The organism is Castellaniella sp. WN, from assembly GCF_054457555.1.
In genome coordinates this window covers 436,382-457,220 of record NZ_JBTKZC010000001.1, presented here as the reverse complement: position 1 = coordinate 457,220, position 20,839 = coordinate 436,382, and the positions used below count along the sequence as shown (strand labels likewise).

The 20,839-nt window shown below is 69.1% G+C and carries 17 protein-coding genes; 11 read left to right on the top strand and 6 right to left on the bottom strand.

What is annotated here, in order from left to right:
* Positions 1–116 precede the first annotated feature (116 nt).
* From ACTPOE_RS02085 to ACTPOE_RS02065, 5 genes are read left to right on the top strand one after another with little or no spacing between them, the layout of a single operon-like run.
* Positions 117–659, top strand: coding sequence for a carboxymuconolactone decarboxylase family protein (locus ACTPOE_RS02085; protein ID WP_458870542.1), 543 nt, complete (start codon positions 117–119; stop codon positions 657–659).
* Between the two features lie 14 nt (positions 660–673).
* On the top strand, positions 674–1,774 hold the full coding sequence (locus ACTPOE_RS02080) for an acyl-CoA dehydrogenase family protein (protein WP_458870541.1): 1,101 nt from the start codon (positions 674–676) through the stop codon (positions 1,772–1,774).
* 3 nt (positions 1,775–1,777) lie between these two features.
* Positions 1,778–2,620, top strand: coding sequence for an ABC transporter ATP-binding protein (locus tag ACTPOE_RS02075; RefSeq protein WP_458870540.1), 843 nt, complete (start codon positions 1,778–1,780; stop codon positions 2,618–2,620).
* The gene (locus ACTPOE_RS02070) at positions 2,611–3,831 is read left to right on the top strand and encodes an ABC transporter substrate-binding protein (protein ID WP_458870539.1); all 1,221 of its coding nucleotides are present in this window, start codon (positions 2,611–2,613) and stop codon (positions 3,829–3,831) included. The genes ACTPOE_RS02075 and ACTPOE_RS02070 overlap by 10 nt, the downstream gene beginning before the upstream one ends.
* A 14-nt stretch (positions 3,832–3,845) precedes the next feature.
* Complete coding sequence (locus ACTPOE_RS02065) at positions 3,846–4,622, top strand: ABC transporter permease (RefSeq protein WP_458870538.1); 777 nt, start codon at positions 3,846–3,848, stop codon at positions 4,620–4,622.
* On the opposite strand, the gene ACTPOE_RS02060 is transcribed toward ACTPOE_RS02065, so the two are convergent.
* The 4 genes from ACTPOE_RS02060 to ACTPOE_RS02045 form a co-directional block, all read right to left on the bottom strand.
* Positions 4,623–5,180 (bottom strand): sterol desaturase family protein, encoded by a 558-nt coding sequence (locus tag ACTPOE_RS02060; protein WP_458870537.1) that lies wholly within the window; start codon positions 5,178–5,180, stop codon positions 4,623–4,625.
* Between the two features lie 116 nt (positions 5,181–5,296).
* Positions 5,297–7,600 carry a UvrD-helicase domain-containing protein gene (locus tag ACTPOE_RS02055; RefSeq protein ID WP_458872729.1) on the bottom strand — a complete coding sequence of 768 codons (2,304 nt, stop codon included), beginning with the start codon at positions 7,598–7,600 and terminating at the stop codon, positions 5,297–5,299.
* Positions 7,601–7,605: 5 nt separating this feature from the next.
* Positions 7,606–8,808: a DesA family fatty acid desaturase gene (locus ACTPOE_RS02050; protein WP_458870536.1), complete on the bottom strand. Its 1,203-nt coding sequence runs from the start codon at positions 8,806–8,808 to the stop codon at positions 7,606–7,608.
* Positions 8,809–8,942: 134 nt separating this feature from the next.
* Positions 8,943–9,950, bottom strand: a complete 1,008-nt coding sequence (locus ACTPOE_RS02045) for an AraC family transcriptional regulator (RefSeq protein ID WP_458870535.1) — start codon at positions 9,948–9,950, stop codon at positions 8,943–8,945.
* A 336-nt stretch (positions 9,951–10,286) separates the two neighbouring features.
* On the opposite strand from ACTPOE_RS02045, the gene ACTPOE_RS02040 reads away from it, so the two are divergent.
* The 3 genes from ACTPOE_RS02040 (at position 10,287) to ACTPOE_RS02030 (ending at position 14,286) form a co-directional block, all read left to right on the top strand.
* Entirely contained in the window at positions 10,287–11,441 is a 1,155-nt protein-coding gene (locus tag ACTPOE_RS02040; RefSeq protein ID WP_458870533.1) for an acyl-CoA dehydrogenase family protein, read from the top strand.
* Positions 11,438–12,637 (top strand): thiolase family protein, encoded by a 1,200-nt coding sequence (locus ACTPOE_RS02035; RefSeq protein ID WP_458870532.1) that lies wholly within the window; start codon positions 11,438–11,440, stop codon positions 12,635–12,637. Before ACTPOE_RS02040 ends, ACTPOE_RS02035 begins: the two co-directional genes overlap by 4 nt.
* A 77-nt stretch (positions 12,638–12,714) precedes the next feature.
* Positions 12,715–14,286 (top strand): acyl-CoA synthetase, encoded by a 1,572-nt coding sequence (locus ACTPOE_RS02030; RefSeq protein ID WP_458870531.1) that lies wholly within the window; start codon positions 12,715–12,717, stop codon positions 14,284–14,286.
* Positions 14,287–14,302: 16 nt separating this feature from the next.
* Here the strand turns inward: ACTPOE_RS02030 and ACTPOE_RS02025 are convergent, their stop codons facing one another.
* Together ACTPOE_RS02025 and purN are read right to left on the bottom strand one after the other, a co-directional pair.
* On the bottom strand, positions 14,303–15,613 hold the full coding sequence (locus ACTPOE_RS02025) for an RsmB/NOP family class I SAM-dependent RNA methyltransferase (RefSeq protein ID WP_458872728.1): 1,311 nt from the start codon (positions 15,611–15,613) through the stop codon (positions 14,303–14,305).
* A 124-nt stretch (positions 15,614–15,737) separates the two neighbouring features.
* Positions 15,738–16,427 carry a phosphoribosylglycinamide formyltransferase gene (purN, locus tag ACTPOE_RS02020; protein WP_458870530.1) on the bottom strand — a complete coding sequence of 230 codons (690 nt, stop codon included), beginning with the start codon at positions 16,425–16,427 and terminating at the stop codon, positions 15,738–15,740.
* An 81-nt stretch (positions 16,428–16,508) separates the two neighbouring features.
* Between purN and ACTPOE_RS02015 the strand changes: the two genes are divergently transcribed.
* The 3 genes from ACTPOE_RS02015 to lspA are packed head-to-tail and all read left to right on the top strand — an operon-like array spanning position 16,509 to position 20,833.
* Positions 16,509–17,474: a bifunctional riboflavin kinase/FAD synthetase gene (locus ACTPOE_RS02015; protein WP_458870529.1), complete on the top strand. Its 966-nt coding sequence runs from the start codon at positions 16,509–16,511 to the stop codon at positions 17,472–17,474.
* Positions 17,464–20,289 carry an isoleucine--tRNA ligase gene (gene ileS / locus ACTPOE_RS02010; protein ID WP_458872727.1) on the top strand — a complete coding sequence of 942 codons (2,826 nt, stop codon included), beginning with the start codon at positions 17,464–17,466 and terminating at the stop codon, positions 20,287–20,289. Before ACTPOE_RS02015 ends, ileS begins: the two co-directional genes overlap by 11 nt.
* Positions 20,282–20,833: a signal peptidase II gene (gene lspA / locus ACTPOE_RS02005; protein ID WP_458870528.1), complete on the top strand. Its 552-nt coding sequence runs from the start codon at positions 20,282–20,284 to the stop codon at positions 20,831–20,833. The genes ileS and lspA overlap by 8 nt, the downstream gene beginning before the upstream one ends.
* The last annotated feature ends 6 nt before the right edge of the window (positions 20,834–20,839 follow it).

Here is a 20,839-nt window from a genome sequence, read left to right as displayed (position 1 = left end):
ATTTTCCTACATATTCCAAGGCTGAATAATTTAATACTCTTATATTCGTTCGGCATGAGGATAGCGATCCTTAGAATGGGTGGGTCTTATACCTTCCCGTTCACAAGATCCGCGCCATGAGCCGCCTCCCCATCCAATCCGTCGAATCCGCCCCCACCGAAGCTCAGGGCCGCCTGCGCACCGCCGCCCAGGCCAATGGCTTCCTGCCCAACCTGCTGGGCGTCCTGGCCAATGCGCCCACCGCCCTGGAAACCTATCAGGTCGTCGGCGCGATCAACGGCCGCAACAGCCTCACCCCCACCGAGCGCGAAGTCGTGCAGATCACGGCAGCCACCTATAACGGTTGCGGATTCTGCGTCGCCGGCCACACCAAGCTCGCCTACAAGAAGCTGCAGTTGCCCCAGGAACTGGTCGAGGCCCTGCGCGGCACCCAGGCCCTGTCCGATCCCAAGCTCAATACCCTGGCGCAATTCACCCTTCAGGTCCTGGAGCACCGTGGCCAAGTACCCGACGAGGCTCTGGCCGACCTGCGCGCGGCAGGCTACGGCGACGCCCAGGCGCTGGATGTGGTGCTGGGCGTGAGTCTGGCCACGCTGTGCAACTACGCCAACAATCTGGCCCGCACCCCCATCAACCCGGAACTGCAGGCCTACGCCTGATCCTGGAGGCCCGCATGTCCATCGACCTGCTGCCCGCCGTCCATGGCGACGGCATCGACGCCCTGATCCGGGATGCCCTGGCGCCCCAGGCGGACGCCATCGACCAGGGCCGGTATCCGGGCGACTTCATGCGCGCGCTGGGCCGCCTGGGCGGCTTCGGCGCCGCGCTGCCCGTCGAATCGGGCGGCCTGGGCCTGGACCTCGCGGCCCAGATCGACATCATCGCCCGGGTCGGGCGCGTCTGCGGCTCCACGGCCTTCCTGGCCTGGTGCCAGTCGGCCTGCGCCTGGTACCTGCGGCAGACCGACAACGCCGCCGCACGCGAACGCTACCTGGCTCCCATCGTCCGAGGCGAGATCCTGGCCGGCACCGGCATGTCCAATTGCGTCAAGCATCTCGCCGGCATCGAACGCATCAATCTGCGCGCGCGGCGCGACGGCGAAGGCTACCGCGTGAACGGCGCGCTGCCCTGGGTCTCGAATCTGGGATCCGGCCACCTGGTCATTGCCGCCGCGGCCGTGGAAGAAGGCGGCTACATCATGTTCGCCGCGCCGCCGGGGCCGGCTGCGCCGATACTGCGCCCCTGCCCGGCCTTCGCCGGCATGGAAGGCACCGGCACCTACGGCGTGCACCTGAAGAACGTCTGGATTCCCGCGCAAGACGTGCTGGCCGAACCCGCAGTCTTCGAGGATTATATCGGCCGCATCAAGCCCGGCTTCCTGCTGATGCAGATCGGCATGGGCCTGGGACTGGTCCGGGCCAGCCTGGAAACCATTCATGCGACCAATCAGCGCCTGAGCCACGTCAACACCTTCCTGGACGACCAGGAGGACACGCTCGGTCGGGATCTCGAGATTCTGCTGGCGGAAACCGTGCGTCTCGCCCGCCTGGACCCGGACGCGCTGCCCCTGGACATCCTGCGCGCCCGCGCCCGCGCGTCCGAGCTCGGCCTGCGGGCCACGCAATCGGCCGCCCTGCACGCGGGAGCCGCCGGCTATCTGATGAGCCATCCCGCCCAGCGCCGCCTGCGCGAAGCCCTGTTCGTCGCCATCGTGACGCCGGCCCTGAAGCACCTGCGCAAGGAAATCCACGCGCTCGAACAGCGGGCGGCCTGAACGATGAGTCTAGCCACGGCGTTGTCGGGGCCGGCCACCGAGTCCACCGCCCCTCAGGCCGGCGTGCTCGGTGCCAAAAACGTGGCCCTGGGCTATGCGCGGCCAGGCGCTGGCCCCCAACGCATCCTGCAGGATTTTTCCCTGGAACTCCAGGCGGGCGAGATCGTCGCCCTGCTGGGTCCCAGCGGCGTCGGCAAGTCCTCGCTGCTGCGGGTGCTGGCGGGCCTGCAGCGGCCTCTGGCCGGTCAGGTCCGTCTGCACGGCCGGCCTCTGGCCGGTCCCGCGCCCGACGTCGGTTTCGTCTTCCAGGACCCCTGCCTGCTGCCTTGGCTGACGCTGGAGGAGAATGTCGCCTTCGGCCTGGATTTCCGCCACCAGCCCCGGCTGGATGAAGCGCTGCGCCGCCAGCGCGTGCAGCAATCCATCGCCGAAGTCGGCCTGACACACGCCCGGGGGCGCTACCCGGACGAACTGTCGGGTGGCATGGCCCAGCGGGCCGCCCTGGCCCGCAGCCTGGCGCGCGCGCCCGAAATCCTGCTGCTGGACGAGCCCTTCAGCGCCCTGGACGAAGTCACCCGCGGCGAAATGCAGACCCTGCTGCTGGAAGTCAGCGCGCGCCACCGCGCCGCCGCGATCCTGGTGACTCACGACATCGACGAAGCCCTGCTGCTGGCCGACCGCATCCTGCTGCTGGGCGGCCAACCGGGCCGCCTGATCGGCCAATGGCGGCCCGGCTGGCCCCACCCCCGCGACGAAACCGACCCCCGGCTGACCGCGCTGCGTGTCGAAATCCTGCAGTCCCTGCGCGCCGCCCGTCCTTCTAAAAACCTCGCATCATGCCCCTGAAGCTCATCGATTCCTGCTGCGGCACCGCCGCCAGCGCCCAGGCCGGCCGCCGGCAATTCCTGAAACTGTCCTCGCTGTTCACGATGGCCGGCGCCCTGCCGCTGCTGCAGGCCGGCCGGGCCGCGCGCGCCGCCGAACCGGACGCGCCGGTGCGCATCGGCTACCTGCCGATCACCGACGCCACGCCGCTGCTGGTGGCCCACTACAACGGCCTGTTCGAAAAGCGCGGGCTGCAGGTCGAGAAACCGCGCCGCTTCCGCAGCTGGTCGCAGATCGTCGAAGCCTTTCTGAGCGGTCAGGTGAACGCGGTCCACCTGCTCATGCCCATGACCATCTGGTCACGCTATGGCAGCAAGTCCCCCGCCAAGGTCGTCGCCTGGAACCACATGGAAGGCTCCTGCCTGACCGTGCGGCCCGACATCGCCAGCCTCGCCGACCTGGGCGGCACCACGGTCGCCATCCCGTTCTGGTATTCAGTGCACAACATCGTCCTGCAGGCAATGCTCCGCGAGGCCGGGCTGGAATTCATCAGCGACGGCGAGCCGACGAAACAGCAGGTCAAGCTGGTAGTCATGTCGCCCGGCGACATGCTCCCCGCCCTGGGCACGAAACGGATTTCCGGCTACATCGTGGCCGAGCCGTTCAACGCCAAGGCCGAGGAGCTTGGCGTGGGCAAGGTCTGGCGCTTCACCGGCGACGTCTGGCGCAACCATGCCTGCTGCGTGGTCACGATGCACGAGCGCGATCTGCAGGAGCGCCCCGCATGGTCCCAGAAGGTCGTCGACGCCATCGTCGAAGCGCAGGCCTGGACCCGCGGCCACCGCGAGGAAACCGTGAAAATCCTGGAGCGCGGCAACCCCGCCGACTACACCCCGCACGAGCATTCGACCCTGGCGCGGGTGCTGCTGGCCTCGCCCGAGCGCGACGCGGAATACGCCCGCAGCGGCGCGATCCGCCATACTGATTGGAAGGAACAGCGCATCGACTTCCAACCCTATCCCTTCCCAAGCTATACGGAAAAGCTGGTGGAACTGCTGAAGACCACCTACGTGCTGGGCGAAAATGCTTTCCTGAAAGAGCTGGATCCCGCCCACGTCGCCCGCGACCTGGTGGACGATCGCTACGTGCGCAAGGCCATCGAGGCCCAGGGCGGGCCGGCCGCTTTCGGGATCGAGGGCTACACGCGCACGGAAACCTTCTCGGTCACCTAGTGTCCCGTCCATCCATGAAAACGCGCACCTCCCCATTGCCCGCTCCCAGACGCCTGGCCCTGAGCCTGGGCGGACTGCTGGTCCTGCTGCTGCTCTGGGCCGCGGGCATCGGCATGATCGGCGGGGAAGCGGCCATGGCCGGCCTGTTCTCGCCGCTGAAGGCCCTGCCCAGCTTGGTCCACCTGGTCCTGGACAACCAGTTGACGGTGCACACCCTGGTCAGCCTGCGGCGCGTGGCTGTGGGTCTGTTCTGGGCGCTGGTGTTCGGCATCCCCCTGGGACTCGCCATCGGCGCCTCGCAGAAGCTGGAACTGGCCACCAGCGGCGCCTTCCAGTTCCTGCGCATGATCTCGCCCCTGTCCTGGATGCCGGTCGCCGTGATGCTGTTCGGCATCGGCGACGCGCCCATCTATTTCCTGCTCAGCTTCGCCGCCGTCTGGCCCATCATCCTGAACACCAGCGCGGGCGTGCGGCAGCTGGATCCGCGCTGGCTGATGCTGGCGCGCAGCCTGAGCGCCACGCGCTCGGAGATCCTCTGGAAGATCGTGATCCCCGGCTCCCTGGGCCACATGCTGACCGGGCTGCGCCTGGCCATCGGCATCGTCTGGATCATCCTGGTGCCCTGCGAGATGCTGGGCGTCAGTTCCGGCCTGGGCTATTTCATCCTGGACACCCGCGATCGCCTGGCCTATTCCGAGCTGATGGCCGTGATCGTGCTGATCGGCGCGCTGGGTTTCCTGCTGGACGCCACCGCGCAGCGGCTGCACCGGCGCTGGGGACGCGGGCGCTGATCATGGCTTGCCGGCGGACTCGTCGGTCCCGAAGACATGATCCCAGAACGGCGTGGTGACGCCGTACCAGCCTGCGGCGCCCGGTCGATGATGCCGGGCATGGTCGCGCTTGCGGGCCTGCATCCAGGTGTCCGGCCGCGCTTTCCAGTGATGCGTGGCGTGATGGACGACCACATACAGCAGATAGCCGGCGGTCATGCCCAGGGTCGCCGCCGAAGCGATCCATGGCCCCGCGACGGCGGACAGGGGCCAGAACACCAGCACGACGAACGCCGCCATGCTGACCGGCGTGGAAGAGCCGATCAGCGCAAAAGGACGCTCATGATGCGTCTCGTGCCAGCTTTTGAAGGGCCTCAACCCGTGAAGGACGAACCGGTGCAGGACGTACTCGACAAGGCTCCAGGCCAGGAAACCCAGGGCCGCGGCCGCCAGCAACACCCCTGCCGAACCGCGCGCATGTCCGATCAGCACGGCCGTCCCGCCCACGATCACCAGCGGATACAGTACGAAATCCGCAAAATACATGGCTGGATGCTGTTCGAACTTGAAAGACCCCATGGCGAATCCACAGTCAATCCTTGGAACCAGTATAGCCCCCACCTCGGGGATTTCCCCTAGTATTTGATCTCCACCCGCAAGGAAAACTGTCAGCCCGGCGCCGGCCGGCCCCTGACTCAGTCGAGCACTTCCAGCTTCGCCACGCCCAGGGCCAGGGTCTTGGTGCCGGCATCGCGGAATTCTATCCGCGCCTGGGCATCGGCGCCGCTGCCGCTCAGCGCCACCACGGTGCCTTCGCCGAAGCGGCCATGGCGCACGCCCGTGCCGATCCGGAAGCACTGTTCGCCCACCGAGACGCCGGATGACTGCGCGCGGGGCGTGCGCGGCGCGAATGCGCTGCCCGCCTCGCCCTGCCAGCCTCCCAGGCCGCGCCGGAAGGCGCCGCTCCAGGGCGGCTGGTCGGCGGCCAGCCGCTGGCGCGGGGTAATCCATTTCAGGTGTTCTTCCGGGATCTCGTCCAGGAAACGCGAACGCAGGCCGTAGCGCGTCTGGCCGTGCAGCATGCGGCTTTGCGCCAGGGTCAGCGTCAAGCGCTCGCGCGCCCGCGTGATGGCCACGTACATCAGGCGGCGTTCCTCTTCCAGGCCGCCCGGATCCAACAGGCTGTTCTCGTGGGGAAACAGGCCTTCTTCCAGCCCGGTGATGAACACCGCGTCGAATTCCAGGCCCTTGGCCGCATGCACGGTCATGAGCTGCACGGCGTCCTCGCCGGCCTGCGCCTGGTTGTCGCCGGCCTCCAGCGAGGCATGGCTGAGGAAGGCTCCCAGGGGCGACATCACGATGGGCGCAGGCTCCACGCCATCGCCAAACGCCAGATCGGGATCGGAAGCCGCCGAAGCGGCGATGGCCGCGCCCTCGGGAATCCGGCCGGCGGGCAGGCCCTGGAAGCCTTCCTCGGCCACGAAGGCGGCGGCCGCGTTGACCAGTTCCTGCAGGTTTTCCAGGCGGTCCTGGCCTTCGCGGTCGGCCCGGTAATGGGTCTCCAGGCCGCTATGGTGCACCACGTGGCCGATCAGTTCGGGCAGGTCCAGCGTGCGGGCCTCCTCGGCCAGTTCGCGGATCAGGGTGGTGAAGCGGGCCAGGCTGGCGCCCGCCTTGCCCGGCACGAAGGCGACCGCGCCCGCCAGACTGGAGCCCCGCTGCGCGGCCATGTCGGCCTGTTGTTCCAGGGTGCGCGCGCCGATGCCGCGCGTGGGGAAGTTCACCACCCGCATCCAGGACGTGTCGTCGTCCGGATTGTCGATCAGGCGCAGATAGGCCAGGACGTCCTTGACTTCCTTGCGCTCGAAGAACCGCTGGCCGCCATAGACCCGGTACGGCACCCGGGCGGAGAACAAGGCGTGTTCGATCGGGCGCGACTGGGCATTGCTGCGGTACAGGATGGCGATTTCATGGGCCGGACGGCCTTCGCGGATCAGGGCGCGGATCTCGTCCACCAGCCACTGGGCCTCCAGCGCGTCGGACGCCTGCTCGACCACGCGCAGGGGCTCGCCCTCGCCCGCGTCGGTCCACAGGTTCTTGCCCAGGCGATTGTTGTTGTGGGTGATCAGGGCGTTGGCCGAGTCCAGGATGTGGCCGTGCGAACGGTAGTTCTGTTCCAGCCGGATGACGCGGCCCTGGGCGTGGCGCTGCTCGAAGTCGGCCATGTTGCCGACGTTCGCCCCGCGAAAGGCGTAGATGGACTGGTCGTCGTCTCCCACCGCGAACACCGGCGTGTGCGCGCCCGCCAGCAGCATCAGCCAGCGGTACTGCAGGACATTGGTGTCCTGGAATTCGTCGACCAGGATCTGCTGGAAGCGGCGCTGGTAGTGTTCTCGGATCGGCGCCTCGCGCTGCAGCAGTTCGTAGGCGCGCAGCAGCAGTTCGCCGAAGTCGACCACGCCCTCGCGTTCGCACTGGTCCTGGTAGCGCTGGTACAGATCGGCCAGCCGCCGGGCGTGGGCGTCGCGCGCGTCCAGGTCATGGGGCCGCAGGCCGTCTTCCTTGGCGCCGTTGATCATGCGCTGCACGTCACGCGGCGGGAAGCGCTCGTCGTCGATGCCGGCGGCCTTCAGCATGCGCTTGATGGCCGAGAGCTGGTCGGCGCTGTCCAGGATCTGGAACGTCTGCGGCAGCCCGGCTTCGCGGTGATGCGCGCGCAACAGCCGGTTGCACAGGCCGTGAAAGGTCCCGACCCACATGCCCCGGGTATTGATGGGCAGCAGCGCCGACAGCCGCGTCAGCATTTCCCGCGCGGTCTTGTTGGTGAAAGTGACGGCCAGCAGGCCGTGGGGGCCGACCTGCCCGGTCTGGATCAGCCAGGCCATGCGGGTGGTCAGGACGCGGGTCTTGCCGCTGCCCGCGCCGGCCAGCACCAGGGCGTGTTCGGCCGGCAAGGTGACGGCGGCCCGCTGCTGCGGGTTCAGTCCTTCGAGCATCAGATCTGTCATGCTGCGTAGCGGCCAAGTTGGAGGGCGAACTGTTCCAGGCCATCGATGCCGCTGGCCCGGGCGCGCTGGCACCAGGCGCGCAGGTCGGTCAGCAGCTGTTCGCTGCTGGCGCTGGAGGATTCCCACAGGGCCGTCAGTTCGCGGCGCATCTGCACCAGAGTCGACAGCGCGGGCGCCAGCGACAGGGCGCGGTCCACCTGGGCCTGTTCGCGCGGCGCCAGCGCGGCGGCGTCGCGCACCAGCCATTTGCGGCAGCGCCGCAGCAGCAGGCGTTCGCCGCGCCGCTGGCGCAGTTTCAGAGCCTTGAGTTCGTGCGCCACGGCGGCCTTGACCACGCCCGAATAGCGGGCCAGGACTTCGTAGCGGTGGGCGATGATGCCCTGAAGCTGATCCTGACCCAGCGTGTCGGCGGCTTCCGGCGCCCGCAGCCGCAGCCGGGGGGCGACCCGGCGCACCTTGGCCAGACCCAGGGTCTGCAGGACGCGGATGTAGGCCCAGCCCAGGTCGAATTCGTACCAGCGCGAGGAGAATTTCGCCGAAGTCCCGTAGGCGTGGTGATTGTTGTGCAGTTCTTCCCCGCCGATCAGCAGCCCCCAGGGCACGACGTTGGTGCTGTCGTCCGGGCAGGCGAAATTGCGGTAGCCCCAGGCATGGCCCAGGCCGTTGACCACGCCGGCCGCCCAGAACGGGATCCAGGCCATTTGCACCGCCCAGACCGTGAGGCCCACGACGCCGAACAGGGTCAGATCCAGGATCAGCATCAGGCCCACGCCCAGCAGGTTGTGGCGGCTGTACAGCTTGCGTTCGATCCAGTCGTCAGGCGCGCCGTGGCCGTAGCGTGCCAGGGTTTCGGCGTTGCCGGCTTCGTCGCGATACAGTTCCGCGCCGCGGAAGAAAACCTGGGCCAGGCCGAACACGGCGGGAGAGTGCGGGTCGCCTTCCCGTTCGCATTTGGCGTGGTGCTTGCGGTGGATGGCGACCCATTCGCGGGTCACCATGCCGGTGGTCAGCCACAGCCAGAAGCGGAAGAAATGCGCCACGGCGGGATGCAGGTCCAGCCCCCGGTGCGCCTGACTGCGATGCAGGTACAGGGTTACCGCCACGATGGTGACGTGGGTCAGCGCCAGCGTCACGCCGACCAGGGCCCAGGGACCCGGGTCCAGCATGCCGCCCTGAAGAAAGGAAAGCCAGGTATTCATCGCATTCGGGCGCAAACCCGCAGGATTGAAAAGAAAAGACGGGACGCCCGGGAATGCTCCATGACGGCCCGGTATCGCCCCACATAGTGTAGTCCACCCCCGGAAGCGCATGAAGAGCGGTCTTGCGGGATGGTTCAGGGCCGCCCCTTGCGGTATCCTCCGGGCGGCATCCCCGCCCACTGGCGGAAGGCCCGGTTGAAAGCGGCCGGGTCCTCGAATCCCAGTTGCGCCCCGATCGCCGCGATGGACAGGTCCGTGCACAGCAGCCGGACAATGGCCGCGTCCCGGCGCACCGCGCTCTTGATCGCCTGGAAATGCGTTCCTTCCGCCTCCAGCCGGCGGGCCAGCGTGCGCGGCGACAGGTGCAGCGCACGCGCGACTTCCGGGATCGAGGGCGGCTGGTCCAGCCGGGTCTCGAGCAAATCCCTGACCCGATGGGTCACCAGGCGCTCGCCCGCGGGCGGCCGGATCCAGTCCATCGGCGCACGCCGCAGGAAAGCGGAAACGGCGGCCCGGTCCTGCCGGGCCGGCAGGTCCAGCGTCCCGGGATCGAAAACCAGCATCGTCGCCGGCCGCCCGAAAGCGGCCGGACCGGCATACATGTTCAAGTATTCGCTCGCATGGGGCGGCGGCGGATAGGCCAGGTCCACCCGGACGAACCGCAACCGGCGCTCGGCTATCCACGACGCGATGCCCTGGACCAGCAGCAGCATCAATTCCAGGATGAGCACACGCTGCGCACCCAGGTCCCGCCGCTCTTCGATCAGAATGCCTTCGCCTCTCCCGCCCGTCGTCATCCGGAACGCCAGGTCGTCGAGCACCAGGCGGAAAAAGCAACAGAAGCGGTGCAGCGCCACCCGCAGACTGGGAGCTCCCAACAGGCCGAGGCACAGGAATTTCAAGGTCCCGCCACGCAGCGGTCGCGAGAACAGGCCCGGCGTCTCGTCATCCATCTGGACGACGAGTGCCCGGTAGAACAAGGCGAACTGCTCCACCGTCACGCGAGCGAAGGGGCGCGCAAGCAAGGCGGGAGCGATCCCCGCGCGCACGACGGCATCGGAAGCGGCGCTGGGCGGATGCCCCAGCCGGTCGAGCATCTGGGTGATCATGCCGATCGGCACCGTCATCGTCGGAGCGGCCATGGTCCATCATCCTGTCGAGTACGGCCGGGTTTTCCGGGAACATCCCGACGAGCCGCTGGATTGGCATAAATCATCAATAAACCGACTCATTTTGCCATCTACAGGACGGGTTTCGTCCATTAGCATGATTCCTCATGTTCCCGCGCATCAGACGGACCAGCCTGGGCCCCGGCGGCAAGCCCCCGGCCACCGGAGTCCGGGAAACGGACCACGCCCCCTGGCAATTCGAGCATATCTCGAATATGCCACCGGTCCGCCGGCCTCCCTGCGCGCATCCCCGCCCGGCAGCGCCCGCCGAAGGGACGGACAGCGACAGGGCGCAAGGAGACAGACCCGATGGACTTTCAGCTCAATCCCGAGCAGCAGGAGATCCGGACCCTGGCCCGCACGTTCGCGGCCCGGGAAATCGCGCCGCGCGCCGCCGAGGCCGACCGCAGCCGGACGTTTCCCGAAATCGTCCACCAGCGGGCCCAGGCCCTGGGACTGACGAACGTCAGCCTGCCGGAATCAGTGGGCGGCAGCGGCCTGGGGTGCCTGGAACTCGTGCTGGTCACCGAGGCGCTCTGCCACGGATGCCTGGGCATCGGCACCACGCTGTGCGTCAATGCGCTGGCCACGGCCCCCATCCTGCTGGCCGGCACCCAGGTCCAGCGGGACCGTTACCTGGGCGCCGCGGCCCGGGGCGCGCGCGCCAGTTTCGCCCTGACCGAGCCGGGCGCCGGATCGGACGTGGCCGGCATCCGGACCCGGGCGGAGCGGACAGAGGACGGCTACCGGCTTTCGGGCACCAAGATCTGGATCTCCAACGCCAGCCTGGCGGAATTCTTCGTCGTCTTCGCCCGGACCGGCCCCGACGCCGGCCACCGGGGCCTGAGCGCGTTCATCGTGCCCCGCGACAGCCCCGGCCTGACCGTGGGGCCTCCCCTGGACAAGCTGGGACAGCGCTGCGCGCCCACCTGCGAAGTCTTCCTGGACCAGGTCCGCGTGACGCGGGACCAGCGCCTGGGCGAAGAAGGCGAAGGCTTCACGCTGGCCATGCGGGTCTTCGACCATTCCCGCCCCATGGTGGCCGCCTTCGGCGTGGGGCTGATCGAACGCTGCCTGGACGAATCGCTGGCCTACGCCTGCGAGCGCGCCAGCATGGGCAAGCGCCTGATCGAGCACCAGGCCATCGCCCACAAGCTGGCGGAAATGCGCATGAAGCTCGAGGCCGCCCGGCTGCTGACCTATCGGGCGGCCTGGCGCCTGGATCAGGGCCTGTCCGGCACCCTGGAAGCCTCGGTCGCCAAGGCCCACGCCGCCGACGCGGCCATGTGGGCCGCCACGGAGGCCATCCAGATCTTCGGCGGGATGGGCTATTCGACCGAGTATCCGGTGGAAAAGCTCTTCCGCGACGCCAAGGTGCTGCAGATCTACGAAGGCACCAGCGAAATCCAGCGCAACATCATCGCCCGCGAACTGCACCGCGCGCACACCCAAGGACGCCCATGACTACCCCACGCCCCGCCTCCCCCGACGAAGCCGTCATCCTGTCGGCCGTGCGCACGCCATTCGGCCGGCGCAACGGCGCCCTGCGCGACACGCGCCCGGACGACTTGCTGGCCGCGGTCCTGCGGGAAGCCCTGGCCCGGTCCGGACTGTCCGCGGACCGGGTGGGCGACGTGCTGGTCGGCTGCGTCAGCCAGGCCGGCGAACAGGGCGGCAACATCGCCCGGCAGGCCGTGCTGCTGGCCGGCCTGCCGGCCGACGTCCCGGCGGCCACGATCAACCGGATGTGCGGCTCCAGCCAGTATGCCGTCCACGCCGCGGCGCAGGCCGTGGCCTGCGGCGACACGGACTTCGCCATCGGCTGCGGAGTCGAGAGCATGAGCCGGGTGCCGATGTTCCTGGACCTGACCCTGGGCCAGCGGCCCTTCCAGGGCTTCGACGGCCTGCACCCCGATCTGCTGGCGCGCTTTCCCATTCCGCATCAGGTCGAAAGCGCGGAACGCATCGCGCAATCCTGGCAACTCTCGCGGCGCGAGCTGGACGACTACGCCATCGAAAGCCACCGCCGCGCCCATGCGGCACGCACGGCCGGGCGGCACACGGAAATCCTGGCCATGCCCGGCCGCGACGGCGCGGGCGAGCCCCGCACCCTGGCCGCGGATGAGGGCATTCGTGCGCCGGTGGACGAGGACCGGGTGCGCGGCATGGCCCCCGTCTTCCGCGCCCCGGACGACGGCCGGGTGACGGCGGCCAACGCCAGCCAGATGTCCGACGGCGCCGCCGCCATCCTGGTGGGCCGCCGCGCCGCCGCGCGGGCGCTGGGCCTGACGCCGCAGGCGCGGTTCCTGGCCCGCGTCGCGGTCGGCTCCGACCCGGTGATGCAGCTGACCGGCATCGTGCCCGCCACCCGCCTGGCGCTGGAACGGGCGGGCCTGTCGATCCGCGACATCGACTGGATCGAAGTCAACGAGGCCTTCGCCAGCGTCGCCCTGTGCTTCATGCGCGAATTCGAGCCCGATCCGGAGCGCTGCAACCCCTGGGGCGGCGCCATCGCCCACGGCCATCCGCTGGGGGCCACGGGTGCCGGCCTCATGGCCAAGATGCTCGCCGGCCTGCGCCAGCGCGACGGCCGGTTCGGCCTGCAGGTCATGTGCATCGGTCATGGCATGGCCACCGCCACCGTGATCGAGCGGCTCTGACCCGCCTCCGGCACAATCGACGCAATTCCAATAAACGAGGGGCGCCAGGCCCCGCCAGAACCACCCAGGAGACCCGTATGCACCCACATGACAGCCTCGACCGGCCGGCGGACGTCCGGCGCAGCGGCCGCAATCTGATCGGCGACGCCTTCGCGAGATCCGTGCGCCGCAACCCGGACCGCACGGCCCTGACGTTCGAGCCGCGCAGCTGGACCTACGCGGCGCTGGACCGGGGCGCCAACCGCGTCGCCCATCGGCTGCTGGCCCTGGGCCTGCGGGCCGGCGACCGGGTGGCCGCCTACGGGCGCAATTCGGACGCCTACGTCCTGCTGTGGCTGGCCTGCGTCAAGGCGGGACTGATCCACGTGCCGGTCAACTATGCGCTGCGGGACGCCGAACTGCGCTACATCATCGAACAGTCCGGCGCCCGGGCGCTGTTCCACGACGCCGATCTGGGCCAGTCGATCCAGACGCTGGACGACACGCCGGGCTGCGCCTGGCTGGGCTCGCTGACGGGCGGGCGGGATCTGGACGTCCTGGCCTGGGCCCAAGGCGACGGCCCCGAAGCCGCCCCGGACATCGCGCCGGACGAGGAAGCCATCGCCCAGCTGCTGTACACCTCGGGCACGACGGCCGCCCCCAAGGGCGCCATGATGAGCCACCGGGCGCTCCTGGCCGAATACGTCAGCACGCTCCTGGCGACCGACATCCGGGGAGAGGACCGTTCGCTGGCCGCCCTGCCGCTGTACCATTCGGCCCAGATGCACGTCTTCCTGATGCCTCAGCTGCTGATCGGCGCGACGACGCTGCTGATCCAGGCGCCGCAGCCCGACCGCTGCTTCGAGCTGATCGCGCGCGAACGGGTGACGTCGTTCTTCGCGCCGCCCACGGTCTGGATCGCCCTGCTGCGCCACCCCGACTTCGACCCGGCGCGGCTCGCGTCGCTGCGCAAGGGCTACTACGGCGCCTCGATCATGCCGGTGCCGGTGCTCCAGGAGCTGTCCCGGCGGCTGCCGGACCTGCGGCTGTACAACTGCTACGGCCAGAGCGAAATCGCGCCCCTGGCCACGGTCCTGAGCCCCGAGGACCACGCCGAGCGCCCCGCCTCGGCGGGACGGTCCATCTTCAACGTCGAGACCCGCATCGTGGACGCCGACATGCGCGACATGCCGGCCGGCGAAATGGGGGAAATCGTCCACCGCTCGCCCCAACTGATGAGCGGCTACTGGAACAAGCCCGAGGAGACCGCCGCCGCGTTCGCCGGCGGCTGGTTCCATTCCGGAGACGTCGGTCACCTGGACGAGGCCGGCTACCTGTACGTGACCGACCGCATCAAGGACATCATCAACACCGGCGGCGTCGTGGTGGCCAGCCGCGAAGTCGAGGAATGCCTCTACACCCACCCGGCGGTGGCGGAAGTCGCGGTCATCGGCCTGCCCGACGAACGCTGGATCGAGGCTGTCGCCGCGGTCGTGGCCCTGAAGCGGGACCACCGGGCCGACGCGGACGAACTCATCGCCCACGTCCACGCGCGCCTGGCGCCCTTCAAGGTCCCGAAACAGGTCTTCTTCGTCGAGGACATGCCGCGCAACGCATCGGGCAAGCTGCTCAAGCGCGAATTGCGCGACCGCTACGCGGCCAGGCCCTAAACCGCGCGGCGATCCCTCACGCCTCGCCGGCGGCCTCGCCCGGGGCGTCCGGCGCGGGAACCTCGTCCGCACCGGACTTGCCGGCGGCCGCTTGCTCCGCGGCCGGCTTGGCGCGCTGCATCACGGCGGCGAAGAAGCCATCGGTGCCGTGGACGTCGGGGCGCAGCCGCAGATACGGACTGTCCAGGGCGACATCAATGTCGCGGTCGGCCAGGATGGCGCCGGCGTCCAGCAGGGAAAATTCCGGGTGTTCGGCCAGGAAGGCCTCGACCTGCAGTTCATTTTCCTCCGGCAGGATGCTGCAACTGGCGTACACCAGCCGTCCGCCCGGCATCACGCAGGCGGCGGCGTCGCGCAGGATCGCCGCCTGGGTCTCGCGCAGCTGGGCCAGGGATTCGGGGTGCTGGCGCCATTTCAGGTCGGGATTGCGGCGCAGCGTGCCCAGGCCGCTGCACGGCGCGTCCACCAGCACGCGGTGCGCCTTGCCGCGCAGCCGCTTGACGCGCTGGTCGTTGCGTTCCGCGATGGCCACCGGCACGATGTTGGACAGGCCGCTGCGCGCGAAGCGCGGCTTGGCCCGGGCCAGGCGGGCGGCGGACACGTCGAAGGCGTACAGGCGGCCGGTGGAGCGCATCAGCGCGCCCAGCAGCAGGGTCTTGCCCCCCGCCCCCGCGCAGTAGTCGATGACCATCTCGCCGCGCCGGGGCGCCACCAGCGCGGCCAGCAGCTGGCTGCCCTCGTCCTGGACTTCGATCTCGCCGCGCTCGAAGGCGCCCCAGCGGTTGACGGGCGGGCGCCCCTGGATGCGGATGCCCCAGGGGGAATACGGCGTCGGCCGCGCCGCCCAGCGCGCCTCGGGGCCGTCGGCCCAGGCGGCCAGCAGGGCCTCGCGCTCGGCCTTGAGCGGATTGACCCGCAAGTCCAGGGGCGCGGGCGCGTTCAGGGCCTGGAGCAGGGATTCGGCCTCCGGCAAGGCCGCCAGGCGCTCGTCCAGCCAGTCCGGCACGCTGTGGCGCACCGTCCGGGGCAGGCCCGCGGCGGGCAGGGACAGGACGTGGTCCAGCCAGGCGCGTTCCTGCTCGTCCAGGCCGGTGTCCAGGGTTTCGCGCGGCCAGACGGCCGCCAGGCCCAGCACCGCCAGGCGCCGCGTGCCCGAACCCGCGCCGATTTCGGCGAACTGCCGGTAGCGCCGCAGATGGCGCAGCACGTCGAACACCGCCTCGGCGATTTCACCCCGGTCGCGCAGCCCGGCGTTGGCGTGGGCGCGGAACCAGTGCGACAGCACGGCGTCAGCCGGATACTTCCATTGCAGGACTTCGCCCAGCACCTGGCGCACCTGCTCGATGCGCGCCGCCGCCATGACGTAGGGCCGCGCGGGCTGGCCGGCGGCCGGCTTGCCGCGTCCGGCGTCCTTGTGCCGGGGCGGCCGGGAACGGGTCTTGTCCCGCGTGTCATTCCTGCTCATGATGATCCTCCTGGAAAAGCGCCGGACCGGCCCAGGCGCGGTGCGGCGCGCCCTCGACCAGGACCTGGCCGTCCGCCTGCAGCCGGACGCGGCCCTGCGCCAGCCAGCGCAGCACCTGAACGTATATCTGGTGTTCGACCGGCAGCAGCCGGGCCGCCAGCGTGTCGGGCGTGTCGCCGGCCAGCACCGGGATCGCGCCCTGGGCGATGATCGGCCCGTGGTCCAGCACCGGCGTGACGAAATGCACGGTGCAACCGTGCCATTGCACGCCCTGAGCCAGGGCCTGGGCATGGGTATGCAGGCCGGGAAAGGCCGGCAGCAGCGAGGGATGGATGTTGACGATGCGGCCGTCGAAGTGGCGCACGAAATCGGCGCCCAGCACCCGCATGAAGCCGGCCAGCAGGATGTAGTCGGGTGCCAGGGCGTCCAGCCGCGACCGCAGGGCGGCGTCGAAGGCATCGCGGCTGTCGAAGCCGCGATGCGCGAGGACTTCGGCGGACAGGCCGCGCGCGCGCGCCCAGTCCAGCCCCGCCGCGTCGGCGCGGTTGGACAGCACGGTGCAGATGTCGACGGGCAGGCCTTCGGCCGCGACGGTCTCGGCCAGCGCCTGCATGTTCGAGCCCCGGCCCGAAATCAGGATGGCCACCCGGATCGGCCGGTCGGGGGAATGCGGCATGCGCGAAGTCTCCAGCAAAAAACGATGGTTGCGGCCCGGCAGGCGTCCTGGGCACAAACGTAAAATTGTAAACTCTCGCCTGTGAATACCGAACTCCGCCTCTACCGCCACCTGCCCCGGCACGATTCGACGGCTCCCAGCGCCGTGACCATCGGCAACTTCGATGGCGTGCACCGGGGCCATCAGGCCATTCTCGCCCAGGTCCGGGAACAGGCCGGCGCGCTCGGGCTTGTGCCCACCGTGATGACCTTCGCGCCCCATCCGCGCGCCTTCTTCGCCCGCAAGGGACAGCGCCCGGAACTGATTCCCACGCAGATCAGCAGCCTGCGCGACAAAGTCGTCCTGCTGGCCGAACACGGCATGCGGCAGATCGCGATTCAGCGCTTCGATCAGCGCCTGGCCGACATGGAGGCCGAGGACTTCATCCGCCGCCTCCTGGTGCGGGGCCTGAACACCCGCTGGCTGCTGGTCGGCGAGGACTTCCGCTACGGTCACAAGCGCAGCGGCGACATCGACCTGCTGCGCCGCATGGGGCGCGAGCACGGTTTCGAAGTCCGGACTCTGGCCGACGTCGCCGACGACCAGGGCCAGCGCATTTCCAGTTCCGCGCTGCGCACCGCGCTGGCGGTGGGCAACCTGGAACGCAGCGGCGAACTGCTGGGCGCCCCCTACCGCATCGGCGGACACGTCATCCACGGCCGCAAGCTGGGCCGCGATCTGGGCTTTCCGACTCTCAACCTGCGCGTGCCCGAACCTTGCGCGGCCCGCTCCGGCATCTATATAGTGCGCGTACACGGGCTGGACGCGCGTCCCCTGCCGGGCGTGGCCAGCCTGGGCGTGCGCCCCACGGTCTCCCGCGACGGCACGCTGTTGCTGGAGACGCACATCCTGGATCGGCGGGTGGACGCCTACGGTAAACTGGTGTGCGTCGAATTCCTCGAGTTCCTGCGCGACGAGGAATCCTTTCCCGACCTGACCACCCTGACCGCCGCCATCCGCCAGGATGCGCAAGGCGCTCGTGACTATTTTGCCTCCCATGGACTATAGAGACACCCTGAACCTGCCCGAATCCCCTTTTCCCATGCGCGGCGACCTGCCCAAGCGCGAGCCGGGCTGGATCAAGGAATGGGAGGAAAAAGGCATCTACAAGCGGCTGCGCGACGCCCGCCGGGGCGAGCCCCTGTTCATCCTGCACGACGGCCCGCCCTACGCCAACGGCAAGATCCACATCGGCCACGCGGTCAACAAGATCCTCAAGGACATGATCGTCAAGAGCCGCCAGCTCGAAGGGTTCGACGCGGTGTACGTGCCGGGCTGGGACTGCCACGGCCTGCCGATCGAGAACGCCATCGAAAAGCTGCACGGCCGCAACCTGCCGCGCGACGAGATGCAGGCCAAAAGCCGCGCCTTCGCCACCGAGCAGATCGCGCAGCAGATGGTGGATTTCAAGCGCCTGGGGGTGCTGGGCGACTGGGACCACCCCTACAAGACCATGAACCACGCCAACGAGGCGCTGGAACTGCGCGCCCTGAAGAAGGTCATGGAACGCGGCTTCGTCTATCGCGGCCTCAAGCCCGTGTACTGGTGCTTCGACTGCGCCTCGTCGCTGGCCGAGTTCGAAATCGAATACGCCGACAAGAAAAGCCAGACGCTGGACGTGATGTTCCCGGCGGCCGATCCCGGAAAGCTGGCCGCCGCCTTCGGCCTGGACCGGCTCGACAAGGAAGCCTTCATCGTCATCTGGACGACCACGGCCTGGACCATCCCCGCCAACCAGGCGCTCAACGTCAACCCGGCGCTCGAATACAGCCTGGTCGACACCGAACGCGGCCTGCTCGTCGTCGCCTCGGCCCTGGTCGAAAAGTGCCTCGAACGCTGGAAACTGCAGGGCCGGGTCATCGCCACGGCCCAGGGCGAAAAGCTCGACCACATGCCCTTCAGGCATCCGCTGGCGCACGTGGACAAGGGCTATGACCGCCTCTCGCCCGTCTATCTGGCCGACTACGCCACGGCCGAGGACGGCACGGGGATCGTGCACTCGTCGCCCGCCTATGGCATGGACGACTTCAACTCCTGCATGTCCAACGGCCTGGCCTACGAGGACATCCTCAACCCCGTGCAGGGCCACGGCGTGTACGCGGACGATCTGCCGCTGTTCGGCGGCCAGCACATCTGGAAGGCCGTGCCCGCCATCCTCGACGCGCTGAAATCCGCGGACCGCCTGATGGACACCACCACCATCACCCACAGCTACCCGCACTGCTGGCGCCACAAGACGCCGGTGATCTACCGCGCCGCCGCGCAGTGGTTCATCCGCATGGACGAGGGCGAGGGGGTGTTCACCGACCCGGCCCAGAAGCCCGCGAAGACGCTGCGCCAGATCGCGCTCGAAGCCATCGAGCAGACCCGCTTCTACCCCGAAAACGGCAAGATCCGCCTGCGCGACATGATCGCGGGCCGGCCCGACTGGTGCATCTCGCGCCAGCGCAGCTGGGGCGTGCCCATCCCGTTCTTCCTGCACGTGGACACGGGCGAACTGCACCCGCGCACGATGGAAATCATCGATCAGGCGGCCGACATGATCGAACAGGGCGGCGTGGAGGCCTGGAGCCGCGTGACGGCCGAGGACATTCTGGGCGCCGAGGACGCCGGGCGCTACACCAAGAGCACCGACATCCTGGAAGTCTGGTTCGACTCGGGCTCCACCTTCTGGCACGTGATGCGCGGTTCGCATCCGGCCATGCACCACGACAGCGGCCCCGAAGCCGATCTGTACCTAGAAGGCCACGACCAGCACCGGGGCTGGTTCCACAGTTCGCTGCTGCTGGCCTCGGCCATCTTCGGCCGCGCGCCCTACCGCGGGCTGCTGACCCACGGCTTCACCGTGGACGGCCAGGGCAAGAAGATGAGCAAGTCGCTGGGCAACACCGTGGCGCCGCAGGACGTGAGCGGCAAGATGGGCGCCGAGATCATCCGCCTGTGGGTGGCCTCGACCGACTATTCGGGCGACCTGGGCATCGACGACAAGATCCTGGCGCGTGTGGTGGACAGCTACCGCCGCATCCGCAACACGCTGCGTTTCCTGCTGGCCAACACCAGCGACTTCGACGCGGCCCGGGACGCCGTGGCCTACGGGGATCTGCTGGAAATCGACCGCTACGCCCTGGCGCGCGCGGCCCAACTGCAACAGGAAATCCTCGGCCACTATCAGGTCTATGAATTCCACCCCGTGGTCGCCAAGCTGCAGCTGTTCTGCTCCGAGGATCTGGGCGGCTTCTACCTCGACGTGCTGAAAGACCGCCTCTACACCGCGGCTCCCAAGAGCCTGGCGCGCCGCAGCGCCCAGACCGCGCTGTACCAGATCACCCACGCGCTGCTGCGCTGGATGGCCCCGTTCCTGTCGTTCACGGCCGAGGAAGCCTGGAAGGTCTTCGGCGCCGGCGACAGCATCTTCCTGGAAACGTTCACCACCCTGCCCGAGGGCGACGAGGCGCTGCGGGCCAAATGGACGCGCATCCGCGAAATCCGCGATCAGGTCAACAAGGACATCGAAGCCGTGCGCGCCGAAGGCAAGGTCGGCGCCTCGCTGCAAGCCGAAGTGACCGTCGCAGTCCAGGCCGAGGACCTGACCCTGCTGCAATCACTGGAAGACGACCTGAAATTCGTCTTCATCACCTCGGCGGCCCAGGCCGTGGCAAGCGACGGCCCCCTGCGGATCGAAGTGCGGGCCACGACGCATGAGAAGTGCAGCCGCTGCTGGCACCACCGCGCCGACGTCGGCCGGGACCCGGCGCATCCGGAACTCTGCGGCCGCTGCGTGGACAATCTGCACGGCGATGGCGAAGTCCGCACCCATGCCTGATCCGGACCTCGGCCCGGATGCCGGACCGGGCGGGCCGCCGGCCGCGCCGCGCGCGGCGCGCCTGCGGCCGCTCGTCGGCTGGCTGGCCTGGGCGCTGGTCCTGGTGCTGCTGGACCAGGCGAGCAAGGCCTGGATTTCGGGTTCGCTGGGCTATGCGCAGCGCATCCCCGTGCTGCCGCCCATCTTCGACCTGACCCTGCTGCACAACACCGGCGCGGCCTTCAGCTTCCTCGCCGACGGCGGCGGCGCCCAGCGCTGGCTGTTCACCGGCATCGCCGCGGCCGCCGCCGTCCTGATCCTGCGCTGGCTCTATACCCACGCGACGGAGCGCCTGCTGTGCGCGGCACTGGCGAGCATCCTGGGCGGCGCCCTGGGCAACGCCATCGACCGCCTGCAGCACGGCCACGTCGTGGACTTCCTGCTGTTCCACTGGCGCGACTGGTACTTCCCGGCCTTCAACCTGGCCGACGTGGCCATCACCTGCGGGGCCGCGCTCCTGATCCTGGACGAAATCCTGCGCGCCCGCCGCGCGCGCCCTTCCTGAAGGAGG